Source organism: Vibrio sp. VB16, from assembly GCF_015594925.2.
GTDB lineage: Bacteria > Pseudomonadota > Gammaproteobacteria > Enterobacterales > Vibrionaceae > Vibrio.
Genome location: NZ_CP087591.1, coordinates 1,316,129 through 1,340,600 on the forward strand (window position 1 = coordinate 1,316,129; position 24,472 = coordinate 1,340,600).

17 protein-coding genes and 1 pseudogene are annotated in these 24,472 nt (G+C 39.0%); 3 read left to right on the plus strand and 15 right to left on the minus strand.

All coding sequences use genetic code 11. The annotated features are described in order from the left end of the window. Positions 1-131 precede the first annotated feature (131 nt). Entirely contained in the window at positions 132-1,664 is a 1,533-nt protein-coding gene (locus tag IUZ65_RS22360; protein WP_195706210.1) for a phospholipase D family protein, read from the plus strand. Between the two features lie 158 nt (positions 1,665-1,822). Here IUZ65_RS22360 and IUZ65_RS22365 read toward each other — a convergent pair whose 3' ends face one another. The 3 genes from IUZ65_RS22365 to IUZ65_RS22375 form a co-directional block, all read right to left on the minus strand. Further along, complete coding sequence (locus IUZ65_RS22365) at positions 1,823-2,947, minus strand: M14 family metallopeptidase (protein WP_195706211.1); 1,125 nt, start codon at positions 2,945-2,947, stop codon at positions 1,823-1,825. Between the two features lie 220 nt (positions 2,948-3,167). Beyond that, positions 3,168-3,620 carry an AraC family transcriptional regulator gene (locus IUZ65_RS22370; RefSeq protein WP_195706212.1) on the minus strand — a complete coding sequence of 151 codons (453 nt, stop codon included), beginning with the start codon at positions 3,618-3,620 and terminating at the stop codon, positions 3,168-3,170. Positions 3,621-3,803: 183 nt separating this feature from the next. Continuing rightward, positions 3,804-4,280: a peroxiredoxin gene (locus IUZ65_RS22375; RefSeq protein ID WP_195706213.1), complete on the minus strand. Its 477-nt coding sequence runs from the start codon at positions 4,278-4,280 to the stop codon at positions 3,804-3,806. A 141-nt stretch (positions 4,281-4,421) separates the two neighbouring features. On the opposite strand from IUZ65_RS22375, the pseudogene IUZ65_RS22380 reads away from it, so the two are divergent. Continuing rightward, a pseudogene (locus tag IUZ65_RS22380) lies at positions 4,422-4,734 on the plus strand (DUF4172 domain-containing protein); the annotation flags it as partial. 1,820 nt (positions 4,735-6,554) lie between these two features. Here the strand turns inward: IUZ65_RS22380 and IUZ65_RS22385 are convergent. The 11 genes from IUZ65_RS22385 to IUZ65_RS22435 form a co-directional block, all read right to left on the minus strand. Further along, positions 6,555-7,280 carry a hypothetical protein gene (locus IUZ65_RS22385; RefSeq protein WP_195706214.1) on the minus strand — a complete coding sequence of 242 codons (726 nt, stop codon included), beginning with the start codon at positions 7,278-7,280 and terminating at the stop codon, positions 6,555-6,557. A 93-nt stretch (positions 7,281-7,373) separates the two neighbouring features. Continuing rightward, entirely contained in the window at positions 7,374-7,925 is a 552-nt protein-coding gene (locus tag IUZ65_RS22390; RefSeq protein ID WP_195706215.1) for a hypothetical protein, read from the minus strand. A 155-nt stretch (positions 7,926-8,080) separates the two neighbouring features. After that, positions 8,081-9,493 (minus strand): hypothetical protein, encoded by a 1,413-nt coding sequence (locus IUZ65_RS22395; protein ID WP_195706216.1) that lies wholly within the window; start codon positions 9,491-9,493, stop codon positions 8,081-8,083. An 825-nt stretch (positions 9,494-10,318) separates the two neighbouring features. Next, the gene (locus IUZ65_RS22400) at positions 10,319-10,510 is read right to left on the minus strand and encodes a hypothetical protein (RefSeq protein ID WP_195706217.1); all 192 of its coding nucleotides are present in this window, start codon (positions 10,508-10,510) and stop codon (positions 10,319-10,321) included. A 77-nt stretch (positions 10,511-10,587) separates the two neighbouring features. Next, the gene (locus tag IUZ65_RS22405) at positions 10,588-11,448 is read right to left on the minus strand and encodes a TnsA endonuclease C-terminal domain-containing protein (RefSeq protein ID WP_195706218.1); all 861 of its coding nucleotides are present in this window, start codon (positions 11,446-11,448) and stop codon (positions 10,588-10,590) included. Positions 11,449-12,221: 773 nt separating this feature from the next. Beyond that, complete coding sequence (locus IUZ65_RS22410; RefSeq protein ID WP_195706219.1) at positions 12,222-14,396, minus strand: hypothetical protein; 2,175 nt, start codon at positions 14,394-14,396, stop codon at positions 12,222-12,224. A gap of 370 nt (positions 14,397-14,766) precedes the next feature. Beyond that, on the minus strand, positions 14,767-16,359 hold the full coding sequence (locus IUZ65_RS22415) for a TnsD family Tn7-like transposition protein (protein ID WP_195706220.1): 1,593 nt from the start codon (positions 16,357-16,359) through the stop codon (positions 14,767-14,769). Beyond that, entirely contained in the window at positions 16,340-17,287 is a 948-nt protein-coding gene (locus IUZ65_RS22420) for a TniQ family protein (RefSeq protein WP_195706221.1), read from the minus strand. Before IUZ65_RS22420 ends, IUZ65_RS22415 begins: the two co-directional genes overlap by 20 nt. Then, positions 17,280-18,677, minus strand: a complete 1,398-nt coding sequence (locus IUZ65_RS22425; RefSeq protein WP_195706222.1) for an ATP-binding protein — start codon at positions 18,675-18,677, stop codon at positions 17,280-17,282. The genes IUZ65_RS22420 and IUZ65_RS22425 overlap by 8 nt, the downstream gene beginning before the upstream one ends. 1 nt (position 18,678) lies before the next feature. Further along, positions 18,679-20,847, minus strand: coding sequence for a Mu transposase C-terminal domain-containing protein (locus IUZ65_RS22430; protein WP_195706223.1), 2,169 nt, complete (start codon positions 20,845-20,847; stop codon positions 18,679-18,681). Continuing rightward, positions 20,837-21,709 (minus strand): TnsA endonuclease N-terminal domain-containing protein, encoded by an 873-nt coding sequence (locus tag IUZ65_RS22435; RefSeq protein ID WP_195706224.1) that lies wholly within the window; start codon positions 21,707-21,709, stop codon positions 20,837-20,839. The genes IUZ65_RS22430 and IUZ65_RS22435 overlap by 11 nt, the downstream gene beginning before the upstream one ends. Positions 21,710-22,158: 449 nt before the next feature. On the opposite strand from IUZ65_RS22435, the gene IUZ65_RS22440 reads away from it, so the two are divergent. After that, positions 22,159-22,608, plus strand: coding sequence for a hypothetical protein (locus IUZ65_RS22440; protein ID WP_229638286.1), 450 nt, complete (start codon positions 22,159-22,161; stop codon positions 22,606-22,608). A 131-nt stretch (positions 22,609-22,739) separates the two neighbouring features. Here IUZ65_RS22440 and IUZ65_RS22445 read toward each other — a convergent pair whose 3' ends face one another. After that, entirely contained in the window at positions 22,740-24,470 is a 1,731-nt protein-coding gene (locus IUZ65_RS22445; protein ID WP_195706225.1) for an ATP-binding protein, read from the minus strand. Positions 24,471-24,472: the final 2 nt, after the last annotated feature.

Genomic DNA, 24,472 nt, shown 5'->3' on the forward strand with positions numbered 1-24,472 from the left:
AGCGTAGGGAGGGTGTCAGTTTGGTATACTATAACGCATAGATAAGTCGCTATAAATTTTAGGCTTTACCTGAAATAATGAACTGATAGAACCAGAACTGGTTATTCACAATTAAAAAGGAAGTGTAATAAATGCCTGTGCTTCAACGCATTAGTGCCACCATGCTCTTAGTCGTTCTTTTCACTGGGTGTGCATCACTGCCAGAGGAGATTAAGCATTCGATAGAGCCGACTGCCATCCAGCCAACGACTACATTGTCTGAATTGAGTGACACTTATCGGCTTGAACCGCCGGCTCAAGGGATGAGTGCGGTTTTGTTGCAGGATACGGGCTGGGATGCATTGGCTCAGCGGTTAGCATTAATTGAAACCGCTGAACACAGCATCGATATCCAGTATTACATATGGAATTCTGACGCTTCTGGGCACTACCTGGCAAATCGCTTGATAGCAGCTGCAGATCGTGGTGTCAAAGTTCGTGTAATGCTTGATGATATCAATCTTAATGAACGAGAGGATCTGCTCACTGCTCTGGATTCTCATCCTCAAATAGAGATCCGTATATTTAATCCTATTCCCAGTCGCCGTGGGTTAGTAAAGTGGTTAAATGTATTGAGTGATTTTTCCCGCCTAAACCGGCGTATGCACAATAAGTCTTTTACCGTCGATGGTGTTCTGTCCGTTGTTGGAGGGCGTAATATCGGCGATGAATATTTTGATCTTTCTGATGAAATTAATTTTCGTGACCGTGATGTGCTGGTGATGGGGTCCGTGGTAACGGATATCCAAGCGAGTTTTGGAGATTACTGGGACAGTCGCTGGTCTTACCCTGTCAACTTATTGGGTGGTAAAGTTTCATCGGAACGGCCGAAGTTAGATGAAGTTGCTGCGCCAGATTACAAGCACTATCCTGCTCTGCCAGAAGGCAAAATGGTAGCAAATCGATTCTTAACGGATTTAATGGAGGAGATGATCTGGGTTAAGGCTCGTTTTGTTTCTGACCGACCAGTACCAATCGACAAAGATAACACCAGCGAACCGAAAGCGACAGCCAGATTAATGGCGGAATTAGCTCGCCAATCTGACCAAGAAATCTTATTGGAATCTGCCTATCTAATATTTGATGACCGCCAACTAGAAGGATTAAAGGTATTGACCAGCAGCGGTGTTCAGATAAAAGCATTGACCAATTCAATGATCTCGAATGACCTCATCACGAATCACTCTGGTTACGCGGGTCGACGCGAGGACATGCTTGACAATGGTATACAGTTATTCGAGATGAAACCAGATACGGAGCTGTGTGGGGAGTCAACGAGAGATTCGTCTAAATGTGCACCGACGACGGCCTATGGCCTTCACGCAAAATCGATTGTTTTTGACAGACGCGTGGTTGGCATCGGCTCTTTTAACTTCAATCTACGTTCAACTTACCTCAATACGGAGTCTATACTCGTGATTGAAAATCAACGTGTTGCTGAAAATCTTGCGGACGATATGGAGCAGGCGATGAACGAGGACAATAGCTGGCGTCTGAATTTACTTGAAGGAGATCTCCGTTGGTATTCCGGTACGGAAACCTGGGAGAGCGACCCAGAAACAGGCCAATGGGAACGAGCTAAATCACGTTTTTTACAGTTATTGCCGATAGAGAAATATTTGTAGTAGCATTATTTCGTATCGAATTATTCTCTATATATGTATAAAGGTGTTCATATTTCTCCTAATCTAAGCGATTACGTTAGGGTCTAAGCACTAAACCGTTCTGCCATTCAAATGAAGGACCAGCTCGTTAGTCCTTCATTGATATTAAACTAAATAGCTTACAATTCACCAACCGTCGCCCAAACGGCTGCTAGCATATCATGGCCGAATGCAGCACTGCGATCTGGGGACCAGCCGTAAAGTTCATCGACATGGTTGATGTGATCTTTAAACGGCATCTCGATCGTGTAAGACAAGCAATTAAACTGCTCTCCAACCCAGTTCGAGCCGACGGTTAGGTTCGCTTTACCTGGTTCATCTTTGTCGTAACCTATTGTGTCTTGGAATTCAGGCGTAATCATTAGTAGTGCTTGTTTGAAGTGGTTCTCTAAGTAAGCGATGCGGCTATCGTAAGAAGGGATGCCTTCACTACCTGCAGCAAAGTTATAGGGGATAGCTTCGTCACCATGGATATCTAGGAACATATCGACACCCGTTTCTAGCATGCGCTTTCGAACAAGGTACACTTCAGGGCTGCGTTCCAGCGATGGAGTTTGCCATTCTCGGTTTAGGTTCACACCAATGGCATTGGTGCGAAGGTGACCGCGAATGCTGCCGTCTGGATTCATGTTAGGAACGACATGAATAACCACTTTGTCGAGTAGTGAACGGCCAACGGTATCTGTTTCGTCAAGTAAGCGTTGCAAGATGCCTTCTATAAACCATTCAGCCATTGTTTCACCAGGATGCTGACGTCCAATTATCCAAATGTTTTTCTTTTTAGGACTTGGTTCTCCGACCGTTAGTAAGCTGATGTCGTTATTGTCTAGTGTGTGGCCTAGTGTTTCTAACTTGCACGCTGGATGCGTTTGCGCACTGTGTAAAAGATCTTGATGACGATCGTATGAGTATGGTGCGAAATAAGAAAAGTACATTGAATCATGCTCTGGAATTATTTCATACGTCAGTGTGTTGCCATCAAATTTAGTAGGGATGCGGAACCACTCTACACGATCATAAGAAGCAACCACATCGTAATCAGTCCAACCTTCTGGGTAGGCAGACGTTGCCAGTTCATTGATTGTAAAGTGATGTGCCTGTTGTGCTTCGCTCTCTAAGCGGAAGTGAAACCATTGCGAAATTTCCGTCTGGTTATCTGCAGGAATAGTCAATTGAATGTTTTGTGGTGAATCGGCTGAAACGACGTGAATGTTGCCGCTTTCGAAGTTGCTGAAAATTTTCATTGTAGTTGTTGTCTCGTGGTGAGTTGCAGTAAGGTTAGCACATTTTTTTTTTAGAAAACGGCTTACTCATATTGTAATGAGAGGTTATTTCAACTCTCGACGTTGGCAAGGTATCCACCTCGATGGTCGAGCTTAACTAAGTCAACTCACTTAATGTGCCCGGACCAGCTTTCAAGATGCATGTCCTCCGTGGTAGACAGCAAACATTCTGGTGCGCTACTTACTTAACCGCAATACAAAAACTCACATCCGCTATGTGCGTTTCCATATCGTAGCTATGATAAAGTTCAAAACAGACACAAGTTCGATCATCATCCCACTCGAACTGCCCTCCCGCTTCTTTAAGTAATTGCTGCCACATCAGTGGATACTCAGATTTATCATTAATAACCTTCCGAATAACTGCATACCGTCCACCATCAAAATACGCTTTACTCACGACACTGGTAAACTCAGTGTCATCTGGAACTAACAAACATATATCCGTTCTGCAATCTTGTGGGGACGTTACCTGAGGGTCATCTCTGTAGACAAATATCCATTGGCTATCCGCCACACCTTTTTCCTCGGACCATTGGTACAACTGCTCACAAGGCAATTCATAATTTTCACCATAGGGGCCAGTCACACGCTTGTAAGCGAGTGCCGATGGTTCAAAATGTTGAGTTTCCATATAATCACTTCCTATATTTATCAGCGGTCGAGATTAAAAGTATAGGTTAGTTTTTAGGCTTTTTCGTTTACACATATTTCATTGTGGATTGGCGGTTTTCCATATAAAGCCCACTACACGTTATGCGTATCTCACCGAATAATGGTTCAGAATAGGTTATCCTGAGCCATTATGGTCTTTAGACTACTTCAACGCTGCTAAGATAGTTTCGGCTTTACTGGCGTCAAATTGTTTTGGTTCTTCGACGTTTAGCTGTGTCACTACGCCATTTTCTATCACCATTGCATATCTTTGTGAACGAGTACCGCCGAAAGTAGCGGTATCCATATCAAGTCCGAGAGATTTGGTAAAGCTTGCGTTACCATCAGCCAGCATCATAATTTCAGTAGCGTTTTGTGCCTCGCCCCAAGCCCGCATCACAAAAGCATCGTTAACTGAGATGCACGCAATAATATCTATACCAGTTGCTTTAATTTCATCAGCTAAGACGACATATCCAGGCAAATGTGCCTCTGAACAGGTTGGTGTAAATGCTCCTGGCACAGCGAATAGAACAACGCGTTTGTTTGCAAACAGTTCATCGGTGTTGTGGGTTAACATTCCTGTCTCGCCGAGCTCGCTGAGGGTTGCTGTTGGTAATGGTTGACCTTTCTGAATCATATCTACTTTCCTTGTTGTATTGGTTTTAAATAGTTTAGCTACTAAAGCATAAACAAACCATCTATTGAAATTATGAAAACTATCTAAATAGCAATTTAATGCCACTTGTTTCTAGCTGAAATTACCGCTTAGGTGAAGTAGTTCCTTGTCACATTGAATGAATCGTTTAATGCCGCATTGCAGGAGATATCGACCAAACGGTATTTAAAACGGATATTTGCAGACGAATTGACCAAATTCGATTGTTTAGTGAACAAACCAATGTACTTAATAAGATGCTAGAAGGAGACTTCCAAGACGGAATCAATACTTCTCAATACAGCAGGTTGCGAAGGTGAGTAAACCAACGGCGACTAGATATTTGGTAGCTCTAGTCGAGTTTAATTGCCTAGGTAAATCTGTAGCTGGTGGCCGAAGTACTAGATATCATTTGAAGGAGATTGATCAAATCTAAAGAAACTTGCCAACTTAGTTATCTGTGATCAACAATTGGTACTTTGTAACATGAAAACAAAATAGAAAGGCGAACCATCAGGCTCGCCTTTAAAGTATCAAATTAGTTCTCAACTTAGTTAGTCGTGATCACTAATGATCACAGATAACTAAGATGGAAACTTTGGTTCGTTTACTATCAATGAGTTCTAATCGCTAATTGAGATAACTAAGTTGGAAACTTTTTGTAACTTGGGAGTCTGATTTGATGATTGTAGCGCTAACCAAGATGGAAACTACAAGAGTGGGTTCCTTCCGTCACGTGCGGAAATATCATCATGATGATTTCACAATCGAATAACACTACCTAACGCAATAATGTTGATCCAGTGAGTGGTCATTCAATTTTCTCAGCAATCGTACTTATCAAAAACAACAAGATTAACTAATAACACGATCCTAAGTATTAAGATAATTTGTTATGTATATCAATAATTTATAATTTCCAATATAAAAGTTCATCAAAATTCATCTTCAATTAATGAAAAGAAAATCTAATGAATTATGGGTCGAATCTTCTTCTGTATACCTCTGGCTAGTTGAATTGGCCTTTCTCTTGTGATTGTTACCATGTTGGCTGTGGCTCTATCTTTCAAACCGCTTATTCTGATGTTTTTCCTAAACTAGCGCCTTAATCTGATACTTTTCCCTTTGACTGCACTTATTCTGATGTTTTTCCTAAACTAGCGCCTTAATCTGATATTTTTCCCTTTGACTGCATTTATTCTGATGTTTTTCCTAAACTAGCGCCTTAATCTGATACTTTTCCCTTTGACTGCATTTATTCTGATGTTTTTCCTAAACTAGCGCCTTAATCTGATACTTTTCCCTTTGACTGCATTTATTCTGATGTTTTTCCTAAACTAGCGCCTTAATCTGATACTTTTCCCTTTGACTGCATTTATTCTGATGTTTTTCCTAAATTAGCGCCTAAATCTGATACTTTTTCTCTTTGACTGTATTTAATCTGATGTTTTTCAAAAATAATTAGTCTATTAATCCGCTGATTTTGCTAGTTCGGTTCGTTAAGTGGTCACGAAATGATCATAAGGGAAGGTCTATGGAGCTTAATTAAGTTCGCTTTGTAACCATCCCCCAAAGTAGATGAAGTTCAGACAGTTAAGCATTATAGATATAAAAAACATCTGAAAGTGAAGTTGTGGCTGAGCTGACACGTCGTTGGACAATTTCAATTTACGGCAATGGGCTGATTTCTACCCTATAGATAACTTTTAGTATCCCAAGATGTAATCAGGCTCCGCTGTTCACAGCGTCTGGGTAGTCCTAATACCCGAATTCTTTTTCTTTGAAAGTCCCAATTTTTTTCTTTCATTCTCTTCTTCTATTCTGGCGAAATATTAGAGTAGACCTATTTCATATGGCAGATTGTGACGGAAATCTCACACAGAAGGGATAAGTCGGGTGTAAGGTTGATGTTGGTCAAGCGGCTGTTAACAAAGAACATCATGCTGAGAAAAGTAGATAAACTTGAATCAACTAACTTCCTTACATTAGAGATCAAAATCTGTAAACAAAAAAACGCCCCCACAAGTGAGGGCGTGATATCACCGAATTACCTTTTTGTATATACGCTTTTCGCAGTCGCTCTAACTTTAAACCTCTCCCGAAGTACCTACATTAATTCGGCGATAGAGCGGGTGGAAGGGCTTTTTCAATTCGACTAATCCTTCTCTTACCTATTGCTCATTGCAGCTGAAATCTATCTTGAAAACCATTATTGACGCGTTGCGAATCACTCTTAAACAGATTGTTAGCTTTATTTTACAATATTCGTATTGTCGAGTAATTAAATGAGCTTAAATCTACTTCTAATTCATTTGTGAAAGATTCTTTATATGCATTTGCATCAAAACCTACAAACTTTACTCCTTTGTCATTAAGCGCTTTGAAAACCTTAACAGCCGCTGAAATATAAATTGGAATTATATTGATATAAACTTGTTTTAGCGGATACCTTTCACTCTTCGCGTATTTTTTAAGTTCTCCAAAGTTAAGACCCTTTTCAAACTGGCTTAACAGCTTTCCTCGATTTTTGTCGCTCATTCTGTCTTCTATGTCAGGTGAGCCTAACGATGGATCAACTCGCAGATAGAAGTCTTCAAGCTTGTACATATGCTTCATCATATAACCGCTAGTCAGTATTTCGTGACTAGCTAACAGAAACTCCCCACCGAAATATTTTTTGTGTCCTTCATTTAAGCCCATCTCTTGATTCCAAGTTTTAAACAACAAATGATTACGATGATGAACCGCGTTTCTCAACATAATTAGAACGGCTGTATCTGCATGCTCAAAGTAATCAAAGAGATCCTTTGTAACATCATACAAACTATGGAAAGCTTCTAGCTTAGCTTCCATTGCTCGATCTAAGTTATCAATAGCCTCTTCGGCGTCAACTAACTTCAAACGATTAAAATTCATATGAGCTTCGCCATAAATTCTCATGGCGTTCGCTAATTTACTCAATGCTTGTTCTTGTATAACCATTAATATTTCCTTCGATAGACTGACGAATAAAGCTAATGCCCGCTTAACGGGATACCAACTTATAACCGCTCGAATTCACCTTTACCACCTTAATTATGTAGCAGGTTCACACCCATACAAAACGTCATTTCTGTGCTCCCAGAATCGCCATAGATCATGCTTAGTTTTAACGATTAAAGAGGTGACTTTTTCCATCGAAGCTTCCGTAAACTGGGCATATTCTTGGTTCATGCCTTTCTTAGACATTTTGAGCTTTATGTAAGTGTAACCCTCTGCGTCTGTGGCTTCCCAGTTAGCGTGTACGACCATATTTCTTAGGCGACCACACTCGTTTAGATTTGTAATGATTTGCTCATAACCATCTAATTTATGTGCGGTGCCTACCTGAAAATCATCACAAAAACGCTTCAATAGATCTACTTTTGATGAATAATTGAGCTTATTCAACACTATTAAACCAGGAGCATCAGAACGGTCGGTAAAGTGTTCACACAAAACTGAATCGAGTTCTGATTCTAAAGAGTTGAAATACATAACAACTAAACCGATATATGGCAGAGTTCGATCTAGATGTTCTTCCGATTTATCTTCGTCATCAATGCAATGAGAAAGGTGTTGCTGAAACTCTACTAGCTTATTCTTCAATCGCTTAACCCTTATTTCCATTTAGCTACATAACACCGCATTAAAGTGTGATCTACGCTACCACTGAACCTAACCATACCACCTTAAACACGAAATCCGACGAGAACACCAAAAATACCAAGCGTTGGGAATCACTCTTAAATGCTTTATTAAGCTTAATTTTCTAGGTGTTGCATTGGTTTTATAGTATTGAAATAAGATAGGTCAGACTCAGCGACAATATCGCCATTCTTATTTCTTGCTTCTACCATAAACCTATAGTTTTCTTGCTCTTTCACAACCACTGACATATGGTTTTCTTGAGATATTGTCCTGTGATCTTCATCAGTGCTAACCCATTTACCAGAGTTAAGTTTTTCTAAAAAGACTATATAATCGTTGCTACTTTTTACTTCTTCCCATTGAATTAAAACTTTTCCATCAATGGAACTTGCCAACGTAGCATCTTCGGGCGTGACAATCTCAATAGATTCTAATGAGACAATAGGATCTATCAATCGAACATAATATGGAGTCTGAGTAAAGACTCCCCAAACGCATCCTAAAACTGCTAATATAAGTATGCCTGTCTTTGATTCGGTAGATATAGATTTAAGATATGAAAATATCTTAATGAAACGTGATTCTTTTTTTTCTTCATTATTAATTTTCTTTTGAGAAATACTGTCTAAAAGAATGTCTAGTCGAAATTCTTTTACTAATAAATTCCAGGTCTCCAACGAGGTCGTACTCTCTAAAAAAACCAACTTTGGATTAGTAATAATTTCATTGATGAAATTTTTTTCAACATCATTCAATCTCAAATAAGTACCATTCCTCAATAAATAAGATATTGCTATAGCATATTCAAACAGATTGCTCGAACCAAGGAACTTCTTTTTTACAGATGGACTGTTAAACGAATGCTCAGGTATTCTGTAGAAAATACCCTGACGATCCATCAAAATATTACTATTATCTAGCTGATGTTCTGAGTTTTTAGAGACTACTTCACTTACAATATTTTCATTTGGCTGAGGATGACGTGTGACTACTTCTACAGCAAGTTCATTAGATATCCAACTCGCTTCGCTTCCGATTATAGTTTGAGTTATTGGATATATTTTAGGAGATGTCTTTACTATATGGTTTTTTGCATCACCAGAACTGATCAATCCCAATGTATTACAAACAATACCGTATATTTCTTCGTGAGATGATAATTTTTGAAGATCTGCTATTTCATTTTTTGGACTATCAACGTCACTTAATAACGCTATAGATGCAATCACTGTTCTATTTGAATATAGCCTAAAAGAAACGTTAAGCTTTTGACCACTTTCATTAAGGTAAGGAAAGCGACGGCCTTTAAAACCAGTATCTTTCTTTATTTTATTTAAAGCATTGTGAAAGATATTTGTAGGATCTAGCACTGTAGGGAAAAAACCACAATCATCTATCCCACCAATACCTTTAATAAAAGATTTACCTGTACGGATATTAAACAACTTGTGATTTTTTGTGTAATCAGGAGAGGCTTCTGAAAGTTTTAGTACAATCTTCCAAGATAAGATGCTTTTGTATTCCATAACTTACCCTCGAATTGGGACGAGGGTGTGGGACTCGAACCCACGTACACTATAAAAGCGCAAGCCACCAAATCAGGCACCCTCGAAAACAATATAAAACCATACCATCTGAATCGATCTAAAGCAATGATTAATATAGATATTTCGTCGATCAAGCTTAACGCTTTATAGACGAATTTATGCCGTATTTGCACCCCATCCATATTGCTGTCGTTCATTATGAAACTCAATTGATATAAACGTATTATGTGAATCGAAAGAGGGTTTTTGGGCAGAACCGATTTGGAGCAACTTGTCAGATCAGGTCTGTATTAGTACAGCTAAGATGAAGAGCATTGAGAATCGCTTGCTGGAACTTCATTTCTAGCGGCACCCTTTTTTAACCTCTTACTCTGATACATTTCTCTTTCATTGGATTTAATCTGTGAATCGGCCAAAATTCCTTACGCACATTTTTAGTTATAATGGACTCTCCAGGCTCGCTTAGACAAATATCGCCTATTCTTTTTGCATAGGAGAGCATGTTATGAGTGGACAAAGATACCCCCAGAACTTAAAGATGAAGCCGTTACGTTAGTGACCGAACTCGGATACTCCGCTGCTGATGTGGTCGATCAACTTGATGTGTCCCAGCACCGTGCGTGTGGAGTAACATGTGAGCACAACGGGTAAATTACGAATTTACATATGTTAGCGCGATCATTACGCTCATATGTATAATGAGTTGTCTTTGCTAGGGTGATGATCAGATATTATCTGATACGACTATGGTGTATCTATTTGCTTTAATCACAAACTTTTAGCGCCGTTGCAGAGTAATAAACCTTAATCGAAGTTTGGAATATTTTTAGGTGAGTAGTTGGGTAATTTAGCTGGATCGATTAAATCAGATTTAAGACTCTGCTTATCAATGGAATAGCTACCGTTATCACGAGACTCATACAAGTCTTTATAGAATCGATTCTGTGATTCTATTTTTTGCTGTTTGATTGCATTGTAATTGTTAGAGTTAGGCATGATTACATTAACCTATGTCAGTCTTAATATCAGTAGTATAACCTTAGCAAGTCCAAATATCTAAATGTTAGAAAAATCTATTCGATATGGTGTGGGTAAGGAATCATAGTTACTGGGCTATACAGTTCTATTATCTTATTTAGGTCAATCGGTATAAGGTCTGAGTAAGCAGCGTGCTTAAATGTGTCTAGCACATCTGGTATTGACACTTTATGAACCGAAGCGGCATGACTAAGATGCTCTTCTAGGGTTGCAGTAGGTAGCGTTAAAAAGCGCTCATGTAAGGTCATGGTAATGTTCTTACTTAAATACTCTTCCACATCAAGATTACGAACATGATGATAGGTTTCTCGCAACCATCTTAAGTTAGAGGTTTTGATTGGATTAAGATCTTTTTCAGTGACTTGAATTACTCCAATGTTCTGTTTTTCCCAGTAAGAGCGCTCAATTTCATTTCTATGGTGTAAACGAATAGCATCATCAGATGAATAAACTGTGTTCCTATGTTCATCAGATGGTACGCATTTGAACGCTTGTTGGTACAGGCTGTCACGCAGTTCATCGTATTCGATAATGACGAAATCTGTCGTTATACCTAGATGTGATTCAGCTTCTACTACTCTGCTTTCGTTATGGTGATACGAGCTTAATTGAGTATGACACTGTAGTGTTTGTTCACAAGGCAGAAGATAGTGCTCCTTGATATAAAGAACATTCCTTTCATGCTCTAGGTGTAAAAAAAGAGCGAGCTCTTCCAATGTAAATAGCTGGTGGTAGCGGTTGGTTTTATGGCTAAGTAAAATGTGAGATAGGGGAGACGCTTTACTAAAGTTATCCATTTCAAACAAACGTGTACTGCCATTCGAAATCTGATTTTGTAGATTTCTGATTCTTTTAAACTCGCGGTTAGTAATCGATGCTTGTATGGTAGTAGTCATAATTGTCATCCTTGTATATCTATTAATAGATAGCAGGCGAATAACTATCTGTCCAGTTGAACATGGATTTAAGGCTTTGATTTTAAAGAGTTATTATTACTTAAATTAAGCAGGGCAATATGCATTAAGTTAAGGTGCTTTGAGCTAATTACGCCCTATATTGGCGATTCATATTTGTATATTTTAATAGTGATTGGTGAATTTATGAGTCTGGTGGTCTTAGATTTGAAAGTGCTAAATAAAAAAGAAGTTGTCGGGAAGTTGAAAATGTATGGGATTGAATTACCAAATGCTTTTGACTTTTCACAACATACATCAATAACGTTTTGTACGTGTCGTCGAAGAATTATAGAAGTCGAAAAAGTTGTTTAGTGGCTTTCAGTTTGCCTAGTTACTATAGAAGTCTGCCTTCTATGTGGCGCATAGACTTCGATATTATGTCTATTTGGTGTTAACTTGTACTCAATGGCATGTTAGACAGTGGGTCTTTAACCAAGCTAATTAGTCTGTCGAAATCCCTTAGTAGTTACTGTAACGACTAAGTCGCTTGGTGATCACAAGGGGCATTTTCCCCGCTAGCATGATTTTGGACAAACCGAGTTACGAACCAAAAACACTCCGACTTATGGGATTAGCGCTGGTATTGCAATCATGCACTCGTCAGACATAAAAGTGGTCAAATGACTTATCCACTACAGCTTATTAAAGGGTGCTAAAGCAACACCCATTAAGAAAATCAATAGGTGGCATCTTGGTCAACAACTCTACTTTCCTTACTCTTGATCGTTTACTAACTCCTGTATGTCAGAATACAGCTGATACAAGCTATGAGCGGACATATCCAAGATTGGCTCATACATGAATGAATTCAAATGAATATTCTCTGGAGTCATCAAGTTAACTTGATCCAGCAAACTAATGGTGTCTTGCTCAGCTTGGTGTAGCTCAATGAATTTGTCGTAAAGTGCACGAGTTTGGTTTGAACTAATCCCCTCAAGAAAAGCTGGGGTGGCTATTCTGGTGATCATAAAGTGCTCAGCTTGTAACCTGATAGCCATAGCCAAAATAACTTTACATTCAAGCTCGGGTGTTTCTTGAGGTTCAGCTACAAGGGCATCACTATGCTCTATTATTTTATCAAACACCAACGACTCACTGTTTGGCAGATCTAGTGCAGGCTGATCTACAAAAATCTCCCGATACATCGCTTGCATATCGCTAACTTTGATGTCTTTGGTATCAGCTTTTAGGTGCAAAAGAGATGTCAAACTACTGTAGTGACCTTCATGACCACAATACTCTGCAAGATTTCGAGCAAATGGGATACTAGCTAACAGGTAAGCTTCATTTGTAGCTAAGTTTTGCTTCCAAGCACTAAATACATCTTTTTGATATTTTTCTGGCTTTAGAGCAATTTCCGTTGATGACTTTGTTGCCATGTGACGATTCTGACGTTTCGCACCGAGTCGACTACTCACAATTCGATGAAAGTCGAAGTTGTGAGTAAGTAATAGCAAGCTGAAATGAGCCACTTTTGCAATATCACGGAGATACTCAACAATGGCATACTTGTTCTTATAGTCAAAAGAATCGGCTATATCATCTATCACAACCAAGAGTGGCTGAATACTGTTACGTTTCACTTCAATTTCAAAAAGTACGTTAAGGATATAAAGTGCACGCTTTTCGCCTTGACTCAAAACGTCGACCAAACTTGATTGACTAACGACCTCTGACTCTCCTCGCCCGTCATCAAATTCGAACTTTATAGCTGGAGCTACGTTATTTAGAATCACCTCATCCTGATTTTCTACGCTAAGTTTAAATGGAACCTTGAAGCGTTTATTGAAAGTATCAACGACGGTTTCCCAAGTTGTTTTTTGTTGCTGCGCTTGATGGACAATATTCGCCACCAACTCCTGATTAGACTTATATGTCGCAACTAAGTCATCCCAAGCAGGTTGATTAGATTGTAAGTAACCGATTAGAACTTTTCTTTTAAACTCATCAACATCGGTAAATTCACCTAGCAAGTCTTGATGCTCTGAAATTAGATCTCGAAAAGCTTGAGTTTCTTTGTTTTTTAACTTGCTATCAACACGGCTAAACTTTTCTTTTAATTCGGGATTTTGTAGTACTTTATCTTGTTCGGATTGTAGTAATTCATTTAGAGCCTTCTTTGAAGAAACCTCTTGCTTAGAACCATTGACTGAAATATTGACACTGTGCGAAGCGTTGAAGAAGCCGTTATCTGTTAAACTCTTTGAAACGACATCAGCCTTTTGGTGATTAAAATTTTTGGATAAAACTGTAGAGTTTTCAATCAACTTGTCATAGGTATCGACATAGTCTGCAAGGTCTTTGCTTAAGTCTTTTGAGGCAATGAGCTGGAGAGCTTTTGGATTAAATAAAGTATCGTACTTATATTCTCCATATTCGGTATAGTCGGGGTTTTCCTGCTCAGAAAGTGTTACAAGTAACTCTAATAGTTCTTTTTGAGGAATCCCATAAGCTTCATTGAATAGAGTCAGGACATCTCGTTTCCCCGACTTTTTAGCAACCCCGTTTATGAGAGATGAACGTTTGCCATCAACTTCCTTTAGAGCCGTATCATATTGTTGTTTCAACTCTTCGTTAACCAATAAAGTTGAAAGTTGTTGAGAGCTATAGCTTTCATTATAAGAGTCAATCACTATCACTTGGGTTGACGCTATATCGGCACCATCAATTTTGATATTTCTTACCGTTGTACGACTTGGAAAGATAAGATCCTTTGTATCCCTGTTTTCTTCCACATCCTTAAAAGTCTTAGCTAGCGAAGTTTTTAACGTTCCGTTTGGAGCGTAGAGCGAATTAATGCCATCGTTAGTAGCTGACTTTGTAAAGTCTAACTCTTTAGATAGTTGGTTGATGCCATAACAGTTAGCCAAATCAAGCTGAAGTTTCATGGATGATCCTCTATTTATCAGTAACTACTGAACATTTATTGCGGTGCCTTTAATACGAGATATGTAGCATAATGTCATGTGTTGCTCTTTATAACCACAATAAAAGTAATAGAGAAATGTTGCCCCAAAGGAGTATGGTACTTGTAGTGGGGTAGTATATTTATCCATATAGTTAGATGAGGAAAAGTGGGTCAATCGTTACTTTGATTGGTTGTTGAATCAGTCGAAGCAAGGAATTAGGCAGAGGCAAGTCATGTGAACTCTCGCTGATAACTGGTTCATATCCCTCATTAATATAATCCGCGCTTGTTTTTAGCTTGTTCGCTTATAAGTTGGTACGTCGGTTTGATTCGGATGAGTAATCAAATATTTAAGTCTTAGAAATTATCTTAAGCGCCGCCACATAAGCTAACGGTAGACGTTCTTTATTAGCTCTAATTGAAGGCGCACCGATAAGCTGCCGATCGATATCGGAAAGCGAGTTGGCTTGTGTTATTTCCATATGGATTCGTTTTACTAAGGCTTCATCTATGCTGTCCCAGTCTTTCGCACCATAAAATTTAGGTTTCATTTTGTTCGGTAGATGATGAGTTAACCAGTTTTTATCGTGCTTAAACAACCAAAGATAATCAGTAGTTTTATTCCTCAATTCATTTCTTGAGCAATCGGGGTTGGAATTCTTATAGTTGAGTAGTGACAGACGGTGTTTGGCCCTTGCTTCAAAATATCTTAGTTTTCGCCGCCATTCTGACAGACCTTCCTGACCTTCAATTTTCTGTTCAATACTCCCTATACCAACACCACATTCCTTAGCGATGTCTTTTCGATGTATTCCGCGATAAGCGAGTCTAACAATTTTGAAGGCTATTTCATCCGTTAGCTGTTTGTATCTATGTTTGATTTTAATATCGTGTTGGGATGCAACTTTTGTTACGTAACCAACTGACTTTCCTGTCGCCTCTGCGACAGAACGGAGCGAATGTCCTTGTTGTAGTAGGGTAATAGCCTTTGTATCACTTTCCAGTTGTTGCTCCTTGCTATGGAGAGCTAGGCTTGGTTGGGTTGAACCTAATGGGTATCTCGAAAAGTATTCAATTGGAGAGTTTACGAAAAATGCACCTAGTAGGGCATGCTTAACGTAATGCAGATTCGTATCTGGTTTTATTAGGTTTCGGACGTAGGAAATATTAGACAGTTCTTTGGGTAGCAATTCAGTTTCGAATATATCCGTCCAGTAATGATTAAAGTCGTATGAAAGTTTACTTAACCGAATGTGTTTATCTGGTGTTAAGTAGCCTTTCTCGCCTAACCAAGCTAAATGGGCTTCAGATAGGTTTATATTGTCATTGCCTTGGGTTAGTGCAAAAAAGTCCGAAAGGAACTGAGAGAGCTTGATAGCAGCACTTGAAGGTGGCTCTTCACTTGACCTGAATCCAACTATGCTTGTTGGTGGTGGTTCAATTCGTTTGTTAAGGCCATTGCCGTCAAGGGATATATTAATCAGCCAAGTTAAGTGTTTCGGACAAACGGTGACTCCCGAAATTTGGTGATTGGTATACCAAACGCCATAGCCGTATTTTATTTTGTCTGATTCTAGGCATCTAGGGCAATATTTGATGGTATTTCCGAAGTTTAAGCGACTAGATACAAGTCTGCTTAAAGCCATCACTGACGTTCCACAATCAGAAAGCATGGCTAACCTTAAATCTTTTTTGCCCTTCACGTTTCGGATAGTTGCGGAGACTAGCGGATATGTAGTACCACGAAACAATAACTCGTTAGCTAGAAAACCTGTTTTACAAGAAATTGTATTTAGTGAGCAGGGTAATTGGGGGCTAATTTTTATATCAGGGCGATGGAGTAACACTCGATTTTTCTCGCGCAGCGAGTGATATGGACAAGTCGCATGATGACGTGCGACAAGCCCAAAAACTGATTCACCCTCAATCCATTTTAAGAACATGGCTGCTTGGAATTGTATTTGTAGAGTGCATTGCAAGTATATATACGAGCGGTGGACTGAACTTAAAGCTAGAGTCTTTTAGGAAATATCTGGGAGTTCTGAGTGTCGGTGACATTGTTACTCCACCTAGCTTTTTCGTATTGTTGAAATAGCGTTGTAACCGTTCCTGGCCGAGAGACTGCCATAGCTCTTTGTTCCAGTGCGAAATACTTCGCTTAAACGCCAACGTATTGCTATCGTTATCTGAAAATCCGATGTAAGTTAGATTATTGTTTTGAATATCGTTAAGGTTGAATTGCGCTATGTGTTGGTTGATTGATAAGCAAAATGATTCGACGCTAGCCATGAAATCATCAAAGTAGTCTAAGTCTTCTTCCATTTCATGCCCACATGCAGGACATTTATTTTCCGCTGGTGGCACAGGAACTCTGGATAAGTTTGAAAGTTTGTAGTCACAGTTAGAGCAATGAGTAATCAGTCTACTCTTATGCTTATAGCAGTGGAATACACCCGCAACTTGATGAGGGTGGTGATAATACGACACACCGTATTTATCGAGATCGTGCTCTCTACAAGTTGAACAATAACGCCAAGCATTATTGTGGAGTGTTCGAGCATGAATAGTGGAAAACTGGTTTTCTTTCTTCTGAAAGGAGTTACGAATCTCTGTGACCTCGCTCTTTGTCATAAATGGAAGCATGTAATTGCCCCCACAGTTGCTGAACCAGAACTTAAAAAGAGGATCAGATAGTAGTAAACACAAATCAACATCTAGTTTATGAAATGTGGTAACTGAAGACGCACGGAAATTATCGAGTCCGAAACGTTTTGCCGTTGTAGAAAAGGTTCCAAATGGCGATTGATGGTGAATTCGAAATAGATAGCTTCTAATATGCTCGTTCGGAAGTAAGTAGAGTGTGTTATTCACTATTGTTTGCTCTTTTTAATAGCGATTTGGGAGACATGTTATCTAACATTTGTAAATGTTTGTCGTTTAGCTTTTTTTGACCAGCCCCTTTGTTGTAGGTTGGTTTTTGTTCTGGTTTTATTGAGTTAGTGTTTTCGAATGCTTCTGCTCTGAAGTAGTCTTCACTTTCATGCAGAAGTGTTAGCGGAGCACAATCTTCAAATTGATAAAATTTACCTTGTTTGAGTGCTCGAAGGGCTACACTTATTACGCTAAATTGCTCACTAAATATTTTATCAAGCGCTTTTATACTGAGATCTTGATTTTCTGGGATGAGATAGGTGAGATATGACATAGTAGAGCGGATAAGACTAGATGCAAGTGCTGGGATCCCAGCACTTAGGTGGTGAATGTGCCGAGTCAAAGTATCTAAATCAGTTTGTTGATTAGACAGTAATTGAACAGGACACATCTGCTTTATAAACCTTTTCCAAAACGAGCTATCTACATCGCATTGCTCAAGGATCAACGAACCACTCTTACCGATTCTCCTCGCTGCTGTCATCTCTTGTGAGAACAGGCTTAATGTTGTTAATGTGCCGACCATGAAAAGCGGAACGCCGACTTTATTGAATAACTCCTCTATGAAACGCAAAGTTGCGTTTTCATTGTTGCCAACTTTATCTGTTTGAGTTGCTTTGGATAGGTTTTGAGCTTCATCTAAAATTATGATGCCGACGCCATGTAGAACTAACGCTTTTCGCACAGCCATCATGAGTGTGGTGACATTGCTTTTGGTATGAGATGAGTAATATTGCTCTCCTGTTACGGTGTCCAGTGCATCCAAGATGCGCCAAAGTAATGCTCGCTGCCCCTTCATTGTCGGAACGTCAACTTTCAACCACACAACTTGCTCATAAGCGAAAGACTGATCTTTATAGTTTCTGTGCGTAATGATCTGTGGAATCGTACTGAGAATACTTTCAGTCATTGCTGTTTTGCCTCTCCCACTGAGTCCTGCCAATAGAAAGCTGCTTTGAGAAGCAGTCTGTTGCAAGGCAAGTTGCTGTGTCCTATTTGACTCTGTGTCTTCCGTTAGGGCTATTGTTTTAAAGTCCCCGAAAGTGAGTGGATTACGATATATGTAACCATTTTCTATCATTCGGCGCATGGTGTCGTATAAACGCGGTGCTTCATCTTGTACAACATATCCATGACTTAAATTGTCTATGCCAGATCGCTGGTAGTACCCTTGATGCTCTAGAGGAATATCGGATAGGTCTAATGAAACGTCAGGCTCCAGAGTACACTGATGAATAAACTCTTTAGATGTCATCGGGAAACCTAGGGCTTCAACCAATGGATTTCCGCGAAGTTGTGGATTAGGGTGCGGTGCATACTTTACGGTCATATTATTCTTCACTCTCGAAAGGATCTGGTTCGTCTAAGTTTTGTTGCTTATTGCGGGGCTTTTGAGATGGTGTATCTCCTAAGATGTTGTTGATGTCTTCTGACCGTTGTTGTTTCTCTACATCTCCGACGATTTGATTACGAATTTTGATTCCAGGTTGGATGTTTTTTGCATGAGATTTCTTTCTGTGTTTGGTTTTAGCCAGAGTTTGTTTATCTATTTCATTAAGTTCATTCAGTAAATCAATTTTCTCTGAATGTTCCTTTTCCTTATGGTGACTTAACTTGTGTTTAGTTAACTCAAGCTGGTGTAGTGCGTTTGCTCGAATTTGATTTCTGTAGGCTTCTGAACGATCAGTCAATTCAAGTTGAAGTATTTCGCCATCGGCTTCGTCTTGCCACCAAATGTAGTTTGTAGAGTTGTCGTCATAACGAACTTCTATCTTTATTCTTCCCTCATTTTTTGCAAGATCAAGCCATTGCCTGCTCACTATTTCGTTTGAACTGTAATATAGTCCTTGGAAATACACACCTTGAGGACGGATAGTTGCTTTTCCTGGTGGTAACAGAGCAAACCTTAATTTATTAACAGGTACGGTAGCAGGAGGAATAACCATTTCCCTAAGTCCATAGGTGTACAGCTCTCTCGGCGTGAAGCCTATATCATCTCGTGACATTTCGAAGTTGTGGTTATTCACTCGCGCACGGTTGTTGTTCGTGTACATTATTGTTTTAATTAGGCGTTTCATGAAATCGTCGAAACTCATAGCGACCGTGCGTGAAGCATGTTGAGATTCCTTCATTGGGGTTTTAAATACTTGCCCAGCAACAAAATTCACGGCTGTATTTTGGTAAATTCGAAATGCTTGCTCCACGGTTCCTTTCATGTCGCCTCTGTGGAATGCCGTGAAACCCGCGAGATTAATACCAATTTTCCCTTTCATGATTGCTTCGATATTTTTGTCGGTATACTCAGAGCCCCGATCCATCACGAGTTGATTACAAGCGTGGTGACAAGGCCAGTCTTCTTCCTGGATTTCAATGCCATACTGCTTACAAAACTCGACTTTATCTGTTAGTGCGTTAAAAAGAGCTTGGCTAGCACCACTCCAGTTGGGGCCGCTGAAAGACGCATGAACGCCAACTATCATCCCAGACCAAGTGTCAGCTACTAAGTAAACAATGGGGCGACCACAAGATAATAGCTGCTCCTTGTCATATGGAAACAGAATATATTCATCGACCATCGTCGCGTCTATTTCGTATCTATCTGTTGGCCCACGTAGATCTTGTCTTGCAAGTCCAGGTTTACCTGATTTGTCTTTCTTAAAGCTGATTTCGCCAACTTCTTTTCGTATAAATACAAGAGGCCCAACAGCTTTCTTTAAGTGATATTTGAAACTTTCTGGTGATATCAAATGATTTCTTGGAAGTCCTATTGTCAGAGGTGCTGAGCCTTCAAGCTTAGGTTTAACCGTTGGGTAGAGGTATTCTCGGCAAAACTCTTCATACAAGTAGCTCAATCTAACTTTAGAACCCGAAGGGATCTTTTTTGAAAACTTTTCTATTGCTTTGAGGTCTTGCTCGGTTATACCTCGGTATGGGTTTCCATACTTAGTTTTAGGGCCAGACTTGTTATTCAATTTAATATTCCCCTTTACGTCTATATCTGGTTTAACAGGAAGAGTTTGATTGCTTCCGCAGTGTCTCCAGAGAGGCAGTAGTGCATTTTTATGTGAACCAAAAAACCAGTAACGGTTGAGTTTTTGTGATACGTATTTACGTTCACGATCTGATTTATGTATTAACTCTTCAAGCATCCCTCTACTATCACCAAATAAATACTGATATTTTTTTTGGGGATCCAAAACTAGAGGAGAAATAACATCGAAAGCTTCGTCTCTCTTTTTGAGCCATTTAACCCGACTTCTTGACTTTGTTATGAGTTCATTGTCACTAGAATACAACAGCAGTGAGTGAGCACTTTCTTCCAATTGCCAAGCTTTTTTTCTAAGTTGTGTCGTTAGCATCTCTAGGCCAAGCGTGAATGGACGAAGGGGTATTTTTTTCTTAAGATCGGTAACTGCAATTAACTTCTGTTCGTGGCAGACATCAACTATCAAGTAGTCGATTTGGTCTGTAGTCGAGACGATACGTTGATTAATACGCATTACATAATGTCTCATTCATTGCTAAAGGGCGGTACAGCTCAATTTTTGTATTTAGGTCGACAGGAAGATCATCGTTATAGCAGGCGTACTGAAACAACCTAAACATTTGGTCTAAAGTTATGTTGTGTGTTTCGGCAACGAACGTTAATTGGGTCTTTAGAGTGTCGGTAGGCTTGTCTTTTAAGCTTCTAATCAGTGTCAGTACCATTGATGTGTACAACGCTTGGGGAACTTCAAGGTGTAGTGGGCTTAAAAAACATTCCCTTAACCATTTCAGGTTATATGTCTTATTTGGGTTTAGATCTTGTTCAGTCATTTGCACTAAGGTTAAACCTTGTTTCTCCCAGTAAAGTCGCTCTATTTGGAATTTCTGACGTGTACGACTTACTTTTTGAGCAGACTCGTGTTTGGTGCTTAGTGCTTTCGATGGCTTATAGTTATATGGTTGAATTTTATCTGTATTTGAATTTATATCACGTGTGATTGCTAACATGTCGGTTGTCATAGTGTTTGCTGGAATAACTTTAGTCTGGTGGTCTCTCTCTTTATACCTCGATGGATGATATATATTTAATTCTTCTGCACAGCGCAGTGTTTGGTTGATCGGTAGAGGGTATTGTTCGTATATTTCAATGACATTCTTTTGATGCTCTAAATGCAGAAATAAAGACAACTCCCCTTGACTCAATAAATGAACGTTACGATTTAGCTTATGACTGAATATAATATTACACAAACCGACACTATTCGACTGTCTAACAGTAATATATGGCTTGTATCCATCGGAGCTAATGGATTTCTGATGTCGCTCTATTTTATTTAATTCGCGCTCTGTGATTTCAGGCTGCTTAACTCTTTTCATAATATAACCTAACTCTGAGATGTAATTATTAATAGCAGTGGGTCAAATTATTGTCCAATGATTTTTTGTTTGTTAGATGCTGTTTTTAAACGATTTTTATTGGTTATAATAATTTGGGTGGTTTCTTGTTTTTAGTATATTTAGTATATTTAGTGATTTTTTGATTCCAAATCAATTGGTTGGGAATCATATATTATAACTTATAAAATAAGCTGAATTCGTGATAATAATATAACCTAAATAAATGGAGTTGAGAGTGTTTATATATATCAACGCCTTAAGGGTTATTAATTGATTTTATGATCGCGATCAAATAATTGATGTGTATTTGTCATGGAAGAATCCTATTCTGGAATAAATATTTAGTGTGGTTACTGTTTCTCGTTGTTACTTTCTATGGGGAGGTCTACATTGGTATTATGGTTCCAATATAATTTAGGAGTAGTTGGATGGTTACACCAGAACGCTTCATTGAAATGGCTTGGTTATTGGAGCTATCAATCTGTTCACTCATTAAAGAAACAACCCCTCATGATTATCTCGATAGATGTCGAGAACTGGCAGCTAAGCAGGGTATAAGGGTTTATACCTTAGACTTTTCACGATATGAATCTCCGCGCGTGGCCTTGGCCGCTGAAGAAAACCAAGAGTTATTGCAGGTGTTGGAGCGTTGTAGACGAAAAACACTCGTCATCTTTGAAGGGGCTGATGCGCTGGCCCCTTTAGAGTGTAATGAGACGTTTTGGCTGAGGTCAGCTATCGTTGCTGCGAATAACTCTCTGGTGGTTATGATTTCTTTTGAAGCTAAAGAATCATATAAGAACTTTCTTTATCATAGGAGTTCACCTTTTTACTTGTCAGCAATACCTCTATGGCATGGGCTACAGGCAAGAATATGATAAAGAGCACACTGTTTATGGTGTAATTGATACTAATTGCATCTGAATTTGGTGGAGATACTGGGTATCTAACTAGAGCAGCGCGAGCAGTAGGCTCGCGCTTGATGAGTTTGGTGATTAAGCTAAGTATCTCAACTTAAAATATCCATAGTTTCATTGATATACTGGTCGCATTCCCCTTGGTATTTCGCTAGAAATGATCTTTGCTTAGTATTCTCTCCGATACAAATCAAGTTCGCGTTACCCCCAAAATGTTTCATGTTGTATGACTTAGCAGAATGTGCATTACTTTTTGAGTCGGCTATTGAAAAAATGAACTGTTGATCTGATGGCGTATGACTGTTGATAAAATGAAGAATTTCATCCTTGCTTTCATCCTCGAAATCACCTTCAAATATGGCATCAAGTACGAACGGCAACACATGTACATACTCAGTTTTTTTGATCGTCTCTACAAAGGTGAAATTGTAAGCCAGAAGAGTCTTCAACAATTCAACGCCTTGTCTTGGAAATGCAGGTATATCATAGAGTAAGTAGAACCTATCGTCTTCGAAAGGTTTCACGTGCAATTCAGATGCATACTTTTCAAAAGTAGATTTGAATGAATAACTTGCATTTCTTCTTTCTTTCTTAACGGCTTCATCGGTTTTGAATTTGCTAAGTTCTCCTTCAATAGACAGTATTCTTGATGTTATTTCACCAAGCTTACTATTAAGCTCTCCTGATACCTCTACGTTGACTTTATTTTTTAACCATGAGTCTAAGGTTACATCGTCAACCTTATACTCTAAGAGTTCATAATAATCCTGTTCAACAACCTGGCGTTTCTCGTCAATGTCATTGATTATTGCGTTCAATTTTCCTTGAGAATCTTTGAGTGCTTTAATGTTCTTGTTTAACTCTTTTATTTGCGCTTCAGTATCATTCTTATCTTGGAGGAAATTATAAGTATCTTCTATTGAATGAGATAGTGTGTGCGAGCACGTAGGGCACTTTTCAGCAGCCAGAATATTTGTCTTCAGGTTACGCCTAACCCTAAGCAGAGTTTTTCTACTTTCCTCTAATAGTGTAATCTTGTTGCATATGGACAAGTATTCTTTTTCTAGCCTAATCAGCTCAGATTTATTCTCTTTATATGGCTCAATGTATTCGTTAGTTTTAGCTGTAAATGCTTCATCCTTCATTTTAGCTAATTTGAACTTCTTGTTGTTTTGCTCGATCTTGTGAAGAAGCCTAGATTCAGCTTCTAGCTCTTTCTTTTCTCGATCGAGGCGAGTTTTTTCAAGGCGGTCGTAATTATTTGTAATACCTAGAAAGTAGTCAAAAAAATCGTTCTTAAAGTTCTTAACAAAGTCCAAGCCTCGGAATGATTTATGGCGATATACCCAGCCAACGTCTTGTGCTATGTAGTAAGGCAAAAACATCGCTTCTAGCGATGCTGGTTTATATTCATTGTCATACTCCAATTGTAGGGTAAAGCCCAATAGCTCAGACAAAAACACTTTCAGCTTAACATGTTCTCGCGAATTATTACCGCCAATACCTATGAACTTAATTGGTGGTTGTTCCCCAACTTTAATAGAAACGATCTCATCATCTCGAACTATTGAAACATTGGTAGGCACAGGGTTATGAATAGTTAGATCTAGTCTAAAAATCACGTTCTCTGTCAGCAAGTCGGCAAGTTTCCTTTTTTCATCATTGATTCCAAAGGTATAGTGCAATGCCTGAATAAATGTGCTTTTACCAGACGTATTCTTACCATGAACAATATTAATTCCCTTAGAGAAGGTAGAATCGAAATATTTTTCTGCTTTGCTGCTATATGCAAAGAATTTGTTATATTCTACGGAAATTCCCATTT